Annotated in this window: 12 protein-coding genes; 9 read left to right on the forward strand and 3 right to left on the reverse strand. The window is 59.0% G+C overall.

All coding sequences use genetic code 11. The features are described 5' to 3' along the window. Nucleotides 1-54: 54 nt before the first annotated feature. Nucleotides 55-489 (reverse strand): GNAT family N-acetyltransferase, encoded by a 435-nt coding sequence (locus ACIPIN_RS10315; RefSeq protein WP_401118057.1) that lies wholly within the window; start codon nucleotides 487-489, stop codon nucleotides 55-57. Nucleotides 490-498: 9 nt separating this feature from the next. Beyond that, nucleotides 499-1257: a carbon-nitrogen hydrolase family protein gene (locus tag ACIPIN_RS10320; RefSeq protein WP_401118059.1), complete on the reverse strand. Its 759-nt coding sequence runs from the start codon at nucleotides 1255-1257 to the stop codon at nucleotides 499-501. A 626-nt stretch (nucleotides 1258-1883) separates the two neighbouring features. Here ACIPIN_RS10320 and ACIPIN_RS10325 point away from each other — a divergent pair. Continuing rightward, the gene (locus ACIPIN_RS10325) at nucleotides 1884-2975 is read left to right on the forward strand and encodes a 3-deoxy-7-phosphoheptulonate synthase (protein ID WP_401118061.1); all 1092 of its coding nucleotides are present in this window, start codon (nucleotides 1884-1886) and stop codon (nucleotides 2973-2975) included. A gap of 90 nt (nucleotides 2976-3065) precedes the next feature. On the opposite strand, the gene ACIPIN_RS10330 is transcribed toward ACIPIN_RS10325, so the two are convergent. After that, nucleotides 3066-4190 carry a hypothetical protein gene (locus tag ACIPIN_RS10330; protein WP_401118063.1) on the reverse strand — a complete coding sequence of 375 codons (1125 nt, stop codon included), beginning with the start codon at nucleotides 4188-4190 and terminating at the stop codon, nucleotides 3066-3068. 344 nt (nucleotides 4191-4534) lie between these two features. Here ACIPIN_RS10330 and ACIPIN_RS10335 point away from each other — a divergent pair, with 344 nt between their 5' ends. From ACIPIN_RS10335 to ACIPIN_RS10370, 8 genes are all read left to right on the forward strand, one after another. Continuing rightward, nucleotides 4535-5416: a lipase family alpha/beta hydrolase gene (locus ACIPIN_RS10335; RefSeq protein ID WP_401118065.1), complete on the forward strand. Its 882-nt coding sequence runs from the start codon at nucleotides 4535-4537 to the stop codon at nucleotides 5414-5416. A 129-nt stretch (nucleotides 5417-5545) separates the two neighbouring features. Next, entirely contained in the window at nucleotides 5546-5827 is a 282-nt protein-coding gene (locus tag ACIPIN_RS10340; protein WP_401118067.1) for a peptidylprolyl isomerase, read from the forward strand. A gap of 137 nt (nucleotides 5828-5964) precedes the next feature. Continuing rightward, nucleotides 5965-7833, forward strand: a complete 1869-nt coding sequence (locus tag ACIPIN_RS10345; protein WP_401118069.1) for an extracellular solute-binding protein — start codon at nucleotides 5965-5967, stop codon at nucleotides 7831-7833. Continuing rightward, nucleotides 7833-8894, forward strand: a complete 1062-nt coding sequence (locus ACIPIN_RS10350) for a microcin C ABC transporter permease YejB (RefSeq protein ID WP_401118071.1) — start codon at nucleotides 7833-7835, stop codon at nucleotides 8892-8894. Before ACIPIN_RS10345 ends, ACIPIN_RS10350 begins: the two co-directional genes overlap by 1 nt. Further along, entirely contained in the window at nucleotides 8894-9916 is a 1023-nt protein-coding gene (locus ACIPIN_RS10355) for an ABC transporter permease (RefSeq protein ID WP_401118073.1), read from the forward strand. The genes ACIPIN_RS10350 and ACIPIN_RS10355 overlap by 1 nt, the downstream gene beginning before the upstream one ends. A 14-nt stretch (nucleotides 9917-9930) precedes the next feature. Further along, nucleotides 9931-11511, forward strand: coding sequence for an ABC transporter ATP-binding protein (locus tag ACIPIN_RS10360; RefSeq protein WP_401118075.1), 1581 nt, complete (start codon nucleotides 9931-9933; stop codon nucleotides 11509-11511). A 145-nt stretch (nucleotides 11512-11656) separates the two neighbouring features. Beyond that, nucleotides 11657-13072 carry a sigma-54 interaction domain-containing protein gene (locus ACIPIN_RS10365; protein WP_401118077.1) on the forward strand — a complete coding sequence of 472 codons (1416 nt, stop codon included), beginning with the start codon at nucleotides 11657-11659 and terminating at the stop codon, nucleotides 13070-13072. Nucleotides 13073-13383: 311 nt separating this feature from the next. Beyond that, nucleotides 13384-14775 carry a GntP family permease gene (locus tag ACIPIN_RS10370; RefSeq protein WP_401118078.1) on the forward strand — a complete coding sequence of 464 codons (1392 nt, stop codon included), beginning with the start codon at nucleotides 13384-13386 and terminating at the stop codon, nucleotides 14773-14775. Nucleotides 14776-14777 lie beyond the last annotated feature (2 nt).

Genomic DNA, 14777 nt, shown 5'->3' on the forward strand with positions numbered 1-14777 from the left:
ATAAAAAGTTTCAATTCGTCTTGAATGGCTTGAGCTACACGCTTTACAGACGTTTCAGCGGGAACATTTACGCTCCATCCTCAGGAAACAATCGTCCTGCCCGACAATCTGCAAGCCCATACGCTGATAAAGCACTTGCGCCGGGTTGTCCTTGAACACCGTCAGACGCAGTGCCGGACGAAGCTCTGCACAGGCCTTCGAAAACACCTGTTCGAGTGTCCAGGCGCCTGCGCCCTGACCGCGAAAGGCCTCAACCACATGCAACTCGCGAATGTACAAGGCCTTCGAATCGCGACTCAGGCTGGTAAAACCCAACACCGATGCATTTTGGCAAATCAGCCAGTTTTCCCGACCCGCCCAGGCAACATCGAAAGCCTCGTCGATCCACGGCAGATCATGCCTAATGTAGTAACCAAGCATGGTTTGGCAAGTCAACGCTCGTGCAAATGGCAAATGCTCCGACGAGGCCAACCGTAGCTCAAAATCCATTCGGCCTTCTCAAGCAATCACCACCGGCACGACCTCCCCGCCCCACTCGCTTGCATTTCGGCGGGCGATGACCAGTAAATCCCCAGTTCCCGGGGCGGCCGCTATCAGCGAACTGTCCGACGCCCAGATTGCGCTACGCCCTGCCGACTCCCAGCCGCCCGTCGCACCGCCATGATTGGCCATCAGCACCAGCATCGAGTGCTCGCCTGCATAACCCTGCAGCAATGCGGTATCCGGGGCATAGCCACCTTCGGTAATCAGCACGCCGGCGGCGTAGATGTTCGCTCCCTTGTCAGCGGCCGCAGCGGCATGACTGGCATGCGAAAAGTCCGCGCACACCGCCAACGCGATCGTATCGTCACCCATCGTCAGCAACGAACCGCCCGAACCGGGCGCAAACGCCACCTCCTCGCCCGAATGCAGATGCTGCTTGCTGTAAACCCCCAGCGAACCATCGGCAGCCAGTACCAGTGCGCCAATCAATACCGGCGCATCGGCTGACAGACGAATCGGCATACCAACTACAGCGGTTACTCCCAACTCCCGAGCCTGATCCCGCAATGGCTGCAAAACAGCCGCATCCGGTGCAATTGCCAGTTCCGCCGCCAACCCGCGCTCATACCCCGTGAGTGACAACTCAGGGAACACCAACAGTTGCACACCCTGCTCGGCAGCGACCTGGATGAAGCGTTGATGCCGAGCAATATTGGCGTGAAGGTCCCCGGCAATCGAGATCGATTGAGCGGCGGCGATAATCAGTGTCGTCATCTGCATTGTCCTTGATGAGTGCCCGCAGGCAATTTCGAAGTGTGTCACAAAGATACGCAGTGCTTAAGCCATAGAAAATGGCCACCGAACCAATAACATTTTCTGATTGAATCTACGCACCGGCCTCTAGTAAGCTCGGCTCATTCATCGGAGACAGACCATGTTCCATAGCCCTTCACAGCTTCGTATCGCCAGCGCCCAGCGCTCGATTGCGGCTGCACGGGTGAATGACGTCTGCGCACCGGTAAACTTTTATTTTGGGTATTGGTTTAGCCACTGGCGCGCCTGATACCCACACGGCGCCCACTACTCAAGGGGTCGCCTACCAGAGAGTTCTCAACCCCCGGTCGGCCTCCCGACCGGGGGTTTTGTTTTTTCAGCCCCAAACATTTTTAGCGACATCACTGACTTCAAGGAATCACGACATGAACTACGCCACTTATTACCGCTACGACAGTTTTTCCGCCTGGCGATTTACCAGCCTCCGCTCGGGACAGCCTGCCGCCTCCGATCGGTCACCCACAGGTGGCAAGCACACACTCGAAGCCAATCCGGCCAATTGTCGAACACCCCAGTAGGGCCGAGCGCGCGGGAGCGAACCCGCCGCCAGCCCAGGAAGCCCGAATATGAACTCGTCCATCTCTGCTCTGCCGCTGTCCACCCTGAGCCCTGCCAATGAAGCGCTGACCCAGCGTCTGCCCAGCTCGTTGCAACTCAAGCATCAATTGCCGCTCACCCACACGCTGACCCAACAGGTAGCTGCCCACCGTGAAGCGGTCCGCGCGATTCTCAACGGTGAAGACTCCCGTCTGTTGGTTGTCGTCGGCCCTTGCTCGATTCACGATCCACAGTCAGCCCTCGAATATGCTGGCAAGCTTGCTCGCCTCGCAGACGACGTCAGCGATGAAATGCTCGTGGTGATGCGCGCCTACATCGAAAAACCTCGCACCACGGTGGGCTGGAAAGGCCTGGCCTACGACCCGCATCTGGATGGCAGCGACGACATGGTCGGTGGTTTGACCCTTTCCCGAGAATTGATGCGTGAAATGCTCCGCCTCGGTTTGCCGATTGCCACCGAACTGCTGCAACCCATGGCCGCCAGCTACTTCGATGACCTGCTGAGCTGGGTAGCCATCGGAGCGCGCACCACCGAATCACAGATTCACCGGGAGATGGCAAGCGGTCTTGGCATGCCGGTTGGCTTCAAGAACGGCACTGATGGAGGCGTCGGCGTAGCCACCGATGCCATGCGCTCGGCAGCGCATCCGCATCGGCATTTCGGTGTCGACAGCCAGGGGCACCCGGCAATCATTCAGACTCAGGGCAACCCGGACACACATCTGGTACTGCGCGGCGGTCATCGCGGGCCAAACTATGACGCTCAAAGTGTCGCTCACATACAGACTGACTTGCAGAAACTGAAGATTGCGTCGCGGATCATGGTCGATTGCAGTCACGCCAACAGTGGTAAAGACCCGTTACGCCAGCCGGCCGTGTTCAACGAAGTGCTTGAGCAACGCATGAGCGGCAACCGCTCACTGATCGGCATGATGCTTGAAAGTCATCTGTTCGAGGGCTGCCAGCCGTTGAGCAAGTCGCTGCGCTATGGGGTGTCGGTGACAGATGGCTGCCTGGGCTGGGAGGCGACCGAGCAGTTGTTGCGCAACGCCAGCCTGAGGTTGCGCATGCCGGGCAACGAAGCCAACGTGAACGTTTGAGCGTCCTCTCGACACGAGCATTCGCCCCCAACGCCCTGCACTGCCGCTCCCCATGAATATAGGGAGCGGCAGCACGGTTCGCGTCCTTGACTACAACGGCAGGTCACCTGAGCGCACATACATCTCCAGCACCCCGGACGCCTGACTCGTGTCGTCGAGGCGCTCGACGCTGTAGCTCACCCGGACAGTAGAGTCTTGATGTTCTCTCCAAAAGCGGTAAGGCACGATGAAGACTGTCGCTGTATCACCCGAGGCTTCGATGCTCTCTCGATGGCTGAAGTTAGCACCGTCGCATTTCAGGTAAACCAGTTCTCCCTGCTCAACACCCGGGTCATCGATCACGACAGTGACACCATCCAGCGCATCTCGCAGGTCCAGCTCTCCCTCATCGGCCTCCAGCACATTGGGGAGTGCAAGGGGCCCGGATTCACGGATGCCGATCATCAACTGCGCTTGCTCTGAATAGCGGATCGCCTGCCCAGGACGTCCGACGAAGTAGCTATAAGTGACCAATGAGCCAAGATTCGGCGTGATGTAGCGCGGATCAATCCAGAACGAGATATCGCTCCCGACGGCGAATGATTCAATTCTCAACGAATCACTGAAACCATGACCCGGTGCGTTGCCTGCCCACGACAAAAATACGGTGTCGCCCACTGCCATTCTGGCGTAGGGGCGGATAGTGACTCTAGTCCCTTCAGCTACCCGACCGGGAGCAAGCCAGCCACCTACCGCGTCATCGACCAACGCCGCAAACAACTCTTGCCGGACATCCCCCACCGCTAATTGCAGTCGCCGGGATTCAACGGGGCCGCTCAGCTCTGCGTTGCTTAACGTGTAGTACACCTCAAGTGAGCCGCCATCGAGCGCCGCAATATGCGGTGCACGAACAACGAAGACGATCTCCTTGCCAACCTGGGCGTTGCTGACAAAGCCCTGAGTTTTGTACAAATAAGCGGTGCCATCGCCATCGATACCACTCCACGACAACACCAGTTTGTCTCCGCAAGCCATGCCCGGGTAGGGTTCGACTTTGAACACCGCACGGTTTTGGGCTGGGTCGAGAACACTGTGCTGAAGGAGCAACGCCCCTTCCCTCTCAGGCGCTATCAAAATCGGCTCAGCAAGCTGACCTGAATTGACCCGCTGCCTCTCGGCGCACTCAGGTACAGCCCTTTTAGAAACGCTATCGCCACATACTTCACCAGTACCCATTCATCTTCTCCTGTCCTTGGAAAGACGCTGCCCGATATTTTGGAAGCGGCGTCGAATGGGTCTATTGGAGACTAAAAGTCAGCCTGTTGATGTCAGCCCCTCCTCCAATAGCAAATAGGCTAATGATCTGACTCGGGTAGGACGTACACCGGGATTGAGCTTCATTCCCTGTAAAAAGATGTCGAAATGTTCCGAGTAATGCCTCGCAAATATCTGATTTCTCCCGCTGTTTTTATTCCGTTTTCAACAGTTTATAGCGGCTTTTTCGCACACCGTTTGCCTGCCTGCCTGCATTAGAGTGAGGACGTGAACCCAACTCGCACTTACGTAATAAAGGTACGCACATGCAACGGAATGCAATCACGCAACACCCTATCCTGCTGGTCCACGGGCTCTTCGGATTCGAAAGCATCGGCAAACTGGAACTCTTCCATGGCGTGAAGCAGGCACTGAGGAACGCTGGCGCTCAAGTGTTCATACCCTATCTCTCGGCCACTCACTGCAATGAGGTCCGAGGAGAGCAACTGCTGGCGCAAATCGACCTGGTGCTGGCAGGCACCGGCGCGAGCAAAGTCAATTTGATCGGCCATAGCCAAGGCGCACTGGCCGCTCGCTATGCCGCAGCGATAGCGCCGCAGAATGTCGCTTCAGTAACTTCCGTGAGCGGGCCGAACCATGGCTCCGAACTGGCCGACTGCTTGCGCAAGGCCTTGACCCCCGGCCACCTGCCAGAACATGTCGCGGTGGCGGTCTCGACGCTGTTCGTCGAGCTCCTGGCGTTTATCAGTGGCAGCCCGAAAATCCCGCAGAACGCCGTTGCCGCGCTCGGCGCTTTAACGACTGAAGGCGTTGGTGCGTTCAATACCAAATACCCTCAAGGCCTGCCGAAAACGTGGGGTGGCAACGGAGAAGAACAGGTCAACGGCGTTCGTTATTACTCCTGGAGTGGCACATTGCAGGACGACTTGCTGGATGAAGGGCTGCATGCGCTCGATCCACTGCACGCTTTTTGTCGAGGGTTTTCCAGATTTTTCACTCACGAGACTGAGCAAAACGACGGAATGGTCGGCCGCTTCAGTTCGCATCTGGGCACCGTCCTGCGTTCCGACTACCCGATGGACCACCTGGACGCGATCAATCAAACGGCCGGCCGGGTACGCAAAGGTATCGACCCCGTCGAATTGTATCTGCAGCATGCCGAACGCTTGAAAAGCGTCGGTCTTTAAGCAGGTTTTTTCGAACGACGGCAAGATGAGATGAAAACCGGCAATCGATTGACGGAACTTTGACGAGAAATAGACTACTGAATCCGGTAGGCTCAACACTTTATTGAACGTAGAACGGAGTATTTTCTCATGGCCAAAGCCACTGCCCGCCACATCCTGGTTGCCAGCGAAGCCAAGTGCAACGAACTGAAAGCCCAAATCGAAGGCGGCGCTGATTTCGCTGAAATCGCCAAAGCCAACTCCACCTGCCCGTCGAGCCGTGACGGCGGCAACCTCGGCTCGTTCGGTCCAGGCCAGATGGTCAAGGAATTCGACACCGTGGTCTTCAGCGCCCCGATCAACGTAGTACAAGGCCCGGTCAAGACCCAGTTCGGTTTCCACCTGCTGGAAGTGACCAGCCGCCAGGACTGATCAATCCGCGATTTGCTTAAACAACGGCCCGCCTTCTGGTGGGCCGTTGCGTTTGTATCGAATGATTATGGCTGGCGAGTCACGCGCCGCTAGCGTACAAATTGTGCTTATCGATCACCCGGCTCTTAAGGCTGACAATGCGACTGGCTTTCCCCTCATTGATCTTCACGGCCCTGGCCTTGCTGCTGAGCAGCGCAGGTGTGAACGCTGCCCCACAACACGCCTTGACCGTGTATGGCGAACCGGCCAAATACCCTGCCGGCTTCAGTCACTTTGCCTACACCAACCTGCAAGCACCCAAGGGCGGCAGCATGCGCCGCTCGGCGATGGAAATCGGCCGCTTCGACCACGTGTTGCCGTACATTGACAAAGGCATTGGCGTGACTCAGCTGGACGGGATGATTTACTCGCCGCTGGCCCAGCGTTCGCTGGATGAGCCTTACACCGTGTACGGGCTGGTAGCGGAGAAAATGGAGCGCGCCGACGATGGTCTGTGGCTGCGGTTCTACCTGAACCCCAAGGCTCGCTTCGCCGATGGCACCCCCATCACCGCCGAAGACGTGCGCTACACCTTCGACCTGCTGATGACCCAGGGCAGCCTGCGCTACCGCACTCAATTCGCCGACGTCAAAGGCGTCGAAGTCGAGTCGCCGCGCACCATCCGCTTCGACTTCAAGAACAACGAAAACCGCACCCTGGCGCTGGACATCGCGACCTTGCCGGTATTTCCCGAGCACTGGTGGAAAACCCGCGACTTCGCCAATGGCGGCGGTTACGAAGCACCGCTGGGCAGCGGCCCGTACCGCGTCGGCAAGATTGATTCGGGACGCAGCATTACTTTCGAGCGCAATGCCGACTGGTGGGGCAAGGACCTGCCCGTTAGCCGTGGCCTGTACAACTTCGACCATTTCAGCATCGAGTACTTCGGCGACACCGATGTCGCTCGTCAGATCCTTCGCGGTGGCGCCTATGACTACAACCGCGAATTCTCGGCCACCGCTTATTCCATCGGTTACGACGGTCCTGCGCTGAACGACGGCCGCTTGCAAAAGACCCATCTGGCCAAAGACGCACCACAACCGGCCCAGGGCTTTGTGTTCAATCTGCAAAAACCGATGTTCCAGGACCGCCGCGTACGTCAGGCACTGGCGATGCTCTGGGATTTCGAGTGGAGTAACCGGCAGATGATGCGTGATATGTACATCCGCCAGCAGAGCTTCTTTTCCAACAGCCTATTGGCGGCCAGGCAACTGCCCGATGCCGGCGAACGGGCGATTCTCGAACCCTTGCGCGGGCAGATTCCGGACGAGGTTTTCACCCAGGTTTTCGAAGCGCCGAAGACCGACGGCAGCGGCCTGATCCGTGACAAGCAATTGCAGGCACTGGCGCTGCTCAAAGAGGCCGGCTGGAAACCCGATGGCGATCGGCTGGTCAACGCCGAGGGCGAACCGCTGGCGTTCACCTTCCTGATCAGCCAGAACGGTATGGACCGTCTGCTACTGCCGTACAAGCGCAACCTGGCGCAGATCGGCATCAACCTGGACATCCGCCGGATCGACTCGTCGCAGTATGTAAACCGCTTGATGAGTCGCGACTACGACATGATTGTCACCGGTTATCCGGTGACCACGTCGCCGGGGACCGAGCTGTACAACTACTTCGGCTCGGCCGCTGCCAACGACCCCGGTGCCAATAACTACATGGCGCTGAAAAATCCGGCCGTCGACACGTTGATTACCGGTCTGGTCAAAGCCACCACCCAGGCCGACATGCTGCGCTATGCCCACGCACTGGACCGGGTGCTGCAATGGAACTACTACTGGATTCCCAACTACTACCCGCCGGGCTCCTCGACTGTGTGGTGGAACCGCTTCGGCATTCCGGCGGTGCAGGCGAGCAATGACGAAGCCATCGAGAGCTGGTGGGAAATGAGCACAACGCCGCTGACCAACGAACAGATGGCCGCCGAGCGCATCAGCCGTGGCAAACCCGGAGGGCCGCATTGATGCTGGCTTATATATTTCGACGTTTGCTGCTGATCATTCCGACCCTGGTGATCATTCTGCTGGTCAACTTCGTGATCGTACAGGCCGCTCCGGGTGGTCCGGTCGAGCAGGCCATCGCGCGTCTGCAAGGCATCGGCGGCGGTTCGAATATCGGCGCTTCCGGTGAGGCCATCAGCCGCGGCTCGCGGGCCAGTCGGGGGCTTGATCCACAACTGATCAAGGACATCGAAAAACAGTACGGTTTCGACAAACCGGCACCGGAACGCCTGTGGCTGATGATCACCAGCTATGCACGACTGGACTTCGGCAAAAGCTTCTTTCGCGGCGCCACGGTCACCGACCTGATCCTCGAAAAAATGCCGGTGACCATCTCCCTCGGGCTCTGGGCGACCCTGATCACTTACCTGGTGTCGATCCCACTGGGCATTCGCAAGGCCGTGCATCACGGTAGCCATTTCGATATCTGGAGCAGCACCGCGATCATCATCGGCTACGCGATGCCGGCGTTTCTGTTTGCGATGTTTCTGATCGTGGTGTTTGCCGGCGGTACGTCGTTGAACTGGTTTCCGGTACGTGGATTGGTCTCGGAGAATTTCGAGCAGCTGTCGACGCTGGGCAAAGTCACCGATTACTTCTGGCACCTGGTGCTGCCGGTGACGGCGCTGGTGGTCGGCGGTTTCGCTACCTTGACCATCCTGACCAAGAACTCCTTCCTCAACGAAATCACCCGCCAATACGTGGTCACCGCCCGCGCCAAAGGTCTGAGCGAGCGCCGAGTGCTGTATGGCCACGTGTTTCGCAATGCGATGTTGCTGGTGGTTTCGGGCATTCCGCAGGCGTTTATCAGCGTGTTTTTCGCCGGTTCCCTGTTGATCGAGGTGATCTTTTCCCTCGATGGCCTGGGGCGGATGAGTTACGAAGCAGCGGTGTCCCGGGACTATCCGGTGGTGTTCGGTTCGCTGTTCATCTTCACCCTGTTCGGGCTTCTGATAAAACTCATCGGTGACCTTTGCTACACCCTGGTCGACCCGCGTATCGACTTCGCCGCGAGGAACGCCTGATGCTCAATCTCTCGCCCCTGTCCCGCCGACGCTTGGAACGCTTCAAGAAAAACCGCCGTGGCTGGTGGTCGCTGTGGCTGTTTATCGGTCTGTTCATCATGACCCTTGGCGGCGAGCTGATCGCCAACGACAAGCCGCTGGTGCTCAGCTATCAGGGCTCATTGTACTTCCCGGCGTTCAAGCGCTACACGGAGCAGGAGTTTGGCGGTCAACTGCCGTTCCAGGCCGATTACCGCAGTGATTACGTGCAGAAGCTGATCCACAAGGACGGCGGCTGGATGTTGTTCCCGCCGATCCCGTTCAGCGACGACACGCCGAACTACGACCTCAATCAGCCCGCGCCGAGTCCGCCGTCAAAGGTCAACTGGCTGGGCACCGATGATCAGGCGCGCGATGTGTTGGCGCGGGTGATCTTCGGCGCCCGTGTATCGATATTGTTTGCGCTGGCGCTGACCTTCATCAGCGCACTGATCGGCATCGCCGCCGGCGCCTTGCAGGGTTACTACGGCGGCTGGGTCGACTTGTTTGGTCAGCGCTTGCTGGAGGTCTGGTCGGGGCTGCCGGTGCTTTACTTGCTAATTATCCTTTCAGGTTTCGTCGAGCCGAATTTCTGGTGGCTGCTGGGGATCATGGCGCTGTTTTCCTGGTTGGCACTGGTGGACGTGGTGCGCGCCGAGTTCCTTCGCGGACGCAATCTGGAGTACGTCAAAGCGGCACGTGCGTTGGGCCTGACCGACCGTAAAGTGATCGTGCGGCACATTCTGCCAAACGCGATGAACGCGACGTTGAGTTACCTGCCGTTCATTCTCACCGGGGCGATCTCGACCCTCACCGCCCTCGACTTCCTCGGCTTCGGCATGCCTGCCGGCAGCGCCTCGCTGGGCGAGTTGATCGGTCAGGGCAAACAGAATCTGCAAGCGCCGTGGCTCGGGCTGACGGCGTTTTTCACCCTGGCGCTGATTCTTTCTTTACTGGTGTTTATCGGTGAAGCATTGCGTGACGCGTTTGATCCTCGATCTTGAAGCGGACTGTTGAAATGAGTGACAACCTGATCGAAATCCGTGACCTCAACGTGGCCTTCAGTGGCCAGGCCGCGGTGCGCAACCTGTGCCTGGACATCCGCCCCGGCGAGTGCCTGGCGCTGGTCGGCGAATCCGGCTCGGGCAAATCGGTGACCGCCCACTCGATCCTGCAATTACTACCCGACGGCGGCACCACATCCTCCGGGAGCATTCGCTATCGTGGCCAGGAACTGCTCGGCGCGGACGTCGTGACTTTGCGAGCATTGCGCGGCAATCGCATCGCGATGATTTTCCAGGAGCCAATGACCTCTCTCAATCCGTTGCACAGCGTCGAAAAGCAGATTGGCGAAACCCTGCTGGTGCACAAGGGACTGGGTGGCAAGGCGGCGCAAAAACGCACCCTTGAACTGCTCGAACTAGTGGGCATCCAAAAGCCCAAAGAGCGCCTCAAGGCCTACCCGCACCAGCTCTCGGGCGGCCAGCGACAACGGGTGATGATCGCCATGGCGTTGGCCTGCGAGCCTGAATTGTTGATCGCCGATGAGCCGACCACCGCACTGGACGTGACGGTGCAGCGCAAGATCCTGCTGCTGCTCAAATCACTGCAACAACGCCTGGGCATGTCGCTGCTGCTGATCAGCCACGACCTCAATCTGGTGCGCAGCATCGCCCAGCGTGTCTGCGTGATGCGCGGCGGCGAGATCGTCGAGCAAGCCGAGTGCGAGCATCTCTTCAATCAACCGCAACATCCTTACAGTCGCCTGTTGCTGAACGCCGAGCCGGAAGGTGAAGCCCTGCCTCGCGACGAGCGCGAGGCAGTACTGGAAGTCGACAACCTCAGCGTGCGTTTTCCGTTGAGCGGCGGATTGTTCCAGCGCAAAACCTGGTTGCGTGCGGTCGACGGCATCAGCCTGAGCATTCAACGCGGCAAGACGCTGGGCATCGTCGGCGAATCCGGTTCCGGCAAGTCCACGCTCGGTCAGGCGATCCTGCGCCTGCTCGACTCCAAAGGCAGCATCTGCTTTCAGGGCAAGGCGCTCGACAGCCTGAACCAAAAACAACTGCGACCATGGCGCAAGCAGATGCAGGTGGTGTTCCAGGATCCGTTTGGCAGCCTCAGCCCGCGGATGTCGGTGGCACAGATCATCAGCGAAGGTCTGGAAGTCCACAGCCAATTGAGTGCTGCCGAATGCGAAGCGCAGGTCATCCAGGTACTGAAAGAAGTCGGCCTTGACCCGCAAAGCCGCCATCGTTACCCGCACGAATTCTCCGGAGGCCAGCGCCAACGGATCGCCATCGCCCGCGCCCTGGTACTCAAACCAGCACTGATCCTGCTCGATGAACCGACCTCGGCGCTTGATCGCACGGTGCAAAAACAGGTAGTCGCCCTGCTCCGTCAGCTTCAGGAAAAACACGGCCTGACCTACCTGTTCATCAGCCATGACCTGGCCGTGGTTCGCGCCCTGGCCCATGACATGATCGTGATCAAGGACGGCAAAGTCGTGGAGCGCGGCGCCAGCCATGAGGTGTTCGACGCGCCGCAGCACCCCTATACCAAAGAGCTGTTGGCCGCGGCGCATCCGGGCTGGGTATGATCACGCACATGTCGTTGGACCGCGTCGCGTCCATCGCGAGCAAGCTCGCTCCCACATAGGATCTGCGGCGTTAACAAGACCCTGTGGGAGCGAGCTTGCTCGCGATGGGGCCTGCACAGGCAATACATATTCTGGATATGAAACGATGAACGACACCGAAAGCCTCAAGGACTACCAACGTGTGCGCATGCTGGCGATCCGCTCATTGTTCGAGATCATCGAGCAATCCAGCGAAGGCACGGTGATCGTCGACCGCGACGCGAACATTGTCTGGATGAACGAGCGCTATGCCAAACGCTTCGGCCTGGCATCGGCCGAAGTGGCGATCGGCAAGGCTTGCGAAAGTGTGATCCCCGGCAGCCTGTTGCGCGAGGTAGTCCGTACGGGTCGACCGATCCTGCTGGACATGCAGGACACGCCCAAAGAGCCGTTGGTGGTCATGCGCCTACCGATTCACGATGACGCCGGCGCGGTGATTGGTGCCATCGGGTTCGCGCTGTTCGATGAGTTGCGCAGCCTGTCACCGATGCTCAAGCGTTACCTGAGCATGCAGGAAGAGCTGGCCTCGACCCGTTCGCTGCTGCGCGCTCGTCAAGCCAAGTACACCTTCGCGCACTTCATTGGCACCAGCGCTGCCAGCCTTGAAGTCAAACGCCGCGCCCGGCGCAGCGCCAGCACCGAATCCCCGGTTTTGTTGCTGGGTGAAACCGGCACCGGCAAAGAGCTGCTGGCCCAGGCGATTCACGGTGCCTCGCCACGGGCACACAAAGCCTTTGTCAGTATCAACAGCGCGGCGATCCCCGAAGCGCTGCTCGAAGCCGAATTTTTCGGTACCGCACCCGGCGCCTTCACCGGCGCAGATCGCAAGGGTCGCTCCGGCAAGTTGCAGATCGCTCAGGGCGGCACCTTGTTTCTTGACGAGATCGGCGACATGCCGCTGCCGTTGCAAAGCAAACTTCTGCGGGTGTTGCAGGAAAAAGAATTCGAACCGGTCGGCTCCAACGAGGTGATCCAGAGCGACGTGCGGGTGATCGCCGCGACCTCCACCGACCTTGAAGCGGCGATCAAACGCGGCGAGTTTCGTGCTGACCTGTATTACCGCCTCAACGTGTTGCCGATCCAGGTGCCGCCCCTGCGCGAGCGCCTCGACGACCTGCCGGCCCTGAGCGAAGCAATTCTGGAAGAACTGCGCAGTCAGCATGAACTCGACAGTCAGGCCCTGGAGTTGCTCGGCCAACACGCCTGGCCGGGGAACATTCGCGAACTGCGCAACGTGCTGGAACGGGCCGCGCTGCTCAGTGATGACCTGATCCTGAACGCTACCGAGATTCGCGCGGCGATTGGCAATTTTGTTCCGGTACAGCGCTCCGCTCCCTTGGCCATAGAAACCATTGCCAATGAGACCTTCAGTGCTGCGCGCGAACGCTTCGACCGACAGCTGATTGAAAGCACACTCGCGGAGTGTGGCGGCAAGGTTATCGAAGCGGCGACACGGCTGGGGCTTGGGCGTTCGACGCTGTACAAGAAAATGGTGGCGTTGGGGATTGCCGAGTCTCAATAACGAGACATTGATCTCTATTGATAGACACGTCGTGAAATCGCGTCGCGGCCATCGCGGGCAAGCCTTGCTCCTACAGGTTTTGTGCCGATCGCGCATGATGCGCACACCCGAAATCTGTAGGAGCAAGGCTTGCCCGCGATGGCGTCAGTCCGAACAGCACAATCTCAAAATAGAGACAAATATTTTGAAATTCTTCTCCACAGATAAAAATATTCTTATTTTTCAATCACTTAATAATTTGGCACAAAACTCGCTATAGCCCCTCCCACACCCGCTCCACCCCACAAAAATAACAATTCAGGAGACACACCATGAGTGTGATCATTGCCTTGGCAGCCCTCGCGCTGCTGATGCTGGCTGCTTACCGTGGCTACAGCGTCATTCTCTTCGCTCCGATTGCCGCCCTTGGCGCGGTCCTGCTCACTGACCCTTCTGCCGTTGCGCCCGCCTTCACCGGCGTATTCATGGAGAAGATGGTCGGCTTCATCAAACTGTACTTCCCGGTGTTCCTGCTCGGCGCCGTGTTCGGCAAGCTGATTGAGTTGTCGGGTTTCTCGCGCTCGATCGTCGCCGCAGCAATTCGTCTGCTCGGTACTCGCCAGGCGATGCTGGTGATCGTGCTGGTGTGCGCCCTGCTCACCTACGGTGGCGTGTCGCTGTTCGTCGTCGTGTTCGCGGTGTACCCGTTTGCGGCGGAGATGTTCCGTCAGAGCAATATCCCGAAACGGCTGATCCCGGCGACCATCGCCCTCGGCGCGTTTTCTTTCACCATGGACGCCCTGCCCGGCACCCCGCAAATCCAGAACATCATCCCCAGCACCTTCTTCAACACCACGGCCTGGGCCGCGCCCTGGTTGGGTTTGATCGGCGCGATTTTCGTATTCTGCGCCGGCATGCTGTTCCTCCAGCGCCAGCGCAACAAGGCCCAGCGCAGCGGTGAAGGCTATGGCTCGGTACTGCGCAACGAGCCGGAAACCGCCGCAGACGTGAAGCTACCCAACCCATGGATCGCCCTCTCGCCGCTGTTGCTGGTGGGCATCATGAACCTGCTATTCACCCACTGGATTCCACTGTGGTACGGCAAGACCCACAGCCTGAGCCTGCCGGGCATGGCCGCGCCGGTGACCACCGAAATCGCCAAACTCACCGCGATCTGGGCGGTCCAGGCCGCGTTGCTGGTGGGCATCATCATGGTGCTGGTGTTCGGCTTTCAGGCGATCCGCGGCAAGCTCGCCGAGGGCAGCAGAAGCGCAGTCAGTGGCGCCTTGCTGGCGGCCATGAACACCGCGTCGGAATACGGCTTTGGCGCGGTCATCGCGTCCTTGCCCGGCTTCCTGGTACTGGCCGACTGGCTCAGAAGCATCCCTAACCCGCTGATCAATGAAGCGATCACCGTGACCCTGCTGGCCGGCATCACCGGCTCGGCCTCGGGCGGCATGAGCATCGCCCTGGCGGCGATGGCCAATGACTTCATCGCGGCGGCCCACGCGGCGAACATTCCGCTGGAAGTGCTGCACCGGGTCGCCGCCATGGCCAGTGGCGGCATGGACACCCTGCCGCACAACGGCGCGGTCATTACCTTGCTCGCGGTGACGGGCTTGACCCACCGTGAAGCCTATAAAGACATTTTCTGTATTACGCTGATCAAGACCCTGGCGGTCTTCGTAGTCATCGGTACTTTCTACGCCACCGGCATTGTGTGAGG

Source organism: Pseudomonas sp. NPDC087697, from assembly GCF_044743155.1.
Taxonomy (GTDB): Bacteria; Pseudomonadota; Gammaproteobacteria; order Pseudomonadales; family Pseudomonadaceae; genus Aquipseudomonas.

What these genes read in the sequence shown, in the direction of transcription:
- ACIPIN_RS10325 (WP_401118061.1), top strand. Translation starts at nt 1,884, where the DNA reads ATGAACTCGTCCATCTCTGCTCTGCCGCTGTCCACCCTGAGCCCTGCC.
- ACIPIN_RS10345 (WP_401118069.1), top strand. Translation starts at nt 5,965, where the DNA reads ATGCGACTGGCTTTCCCCTCATTGATCTTCACGGCCCTGGCCTTGCTG.
- ACIPIN_RS10320 (WP_401118059.1), bottom strand. Translation starts at nt 1,257, where the DNA reads ATGACGACACTGATTATCGCCGCCGCTCAATCGATCTCGATTGCCGGG.
- ACIPIN_RS10365 (WP_401118077.1), top strand. Translation starts at nt 11,657, where the DNA reads ATGAACGACACCGAAAGCCTCAAGGACTACCAACGTGTGCGCATGCTG.
- ACIPIN_RS10335 (WP_401118065.1), top strand. Translation starts at nt 4,535, where the DNA reads ATGCAACGGAATGCAATCACGCAACACCCTATCCTGCTGGTCCACGGG.
- ACIPIN_RS10360 (WP_401118075.1), top strand. Translation starts at nt 9,931, where the DNA reads ATGAGTGACAACCTGATCGAAATCCGTGACCTCAACGTGGCCTTCAGT.
- ACIPIN_RS10370 (WP_401118078.1), top strand. Translation starts at nt 13,384, where the DNA reads ATGAGTGTGATCATTGCCTTGGCAGCCCTCGCGCTGCTGATGCTGGCT.
- ACIPIN_RS10355 (WP_401118073.1), top strand. Translation starts at nt 8,894, where the DNA reads ATGCTCAATCTCTCGCCCCTGTCCCGCCGACGCTTGGAACGCTTCAAG.
- ACIPIN_RS10350 (WP_401118071.1), top strand. Translation starts at nt 7,833, where the DNA reads ATGCTGGCTTATATATTTCGACGTTTGCTGCTGATCATTCCGACCCTG.
- ACIPIN_RS10340 (WP_401118067.1), top strand. Translation starts at nt 5,546, where the DNA reads ATGGCCAAAGCCACTGCCCGCCACATCCTGGTTGCCAGCGAAGCCAAG.
- ACIPIN_RS10315 (WP_401118057.1), bottom strand. Translation starts at nt 489, where the DNA reads ATGGATTTTGAGCTACGGTTGGCCTCGTCGGAGCATTTGCCATTTGCA.
- ACIPIN_RS10330 (WP_401118063.1), bottom strand. Translation starts at nt 4,190, where the DNA reads ATGGGTACTGGTGAAGTATGTGGCGATAGCGTTTCTAAAAGGGCTGTA.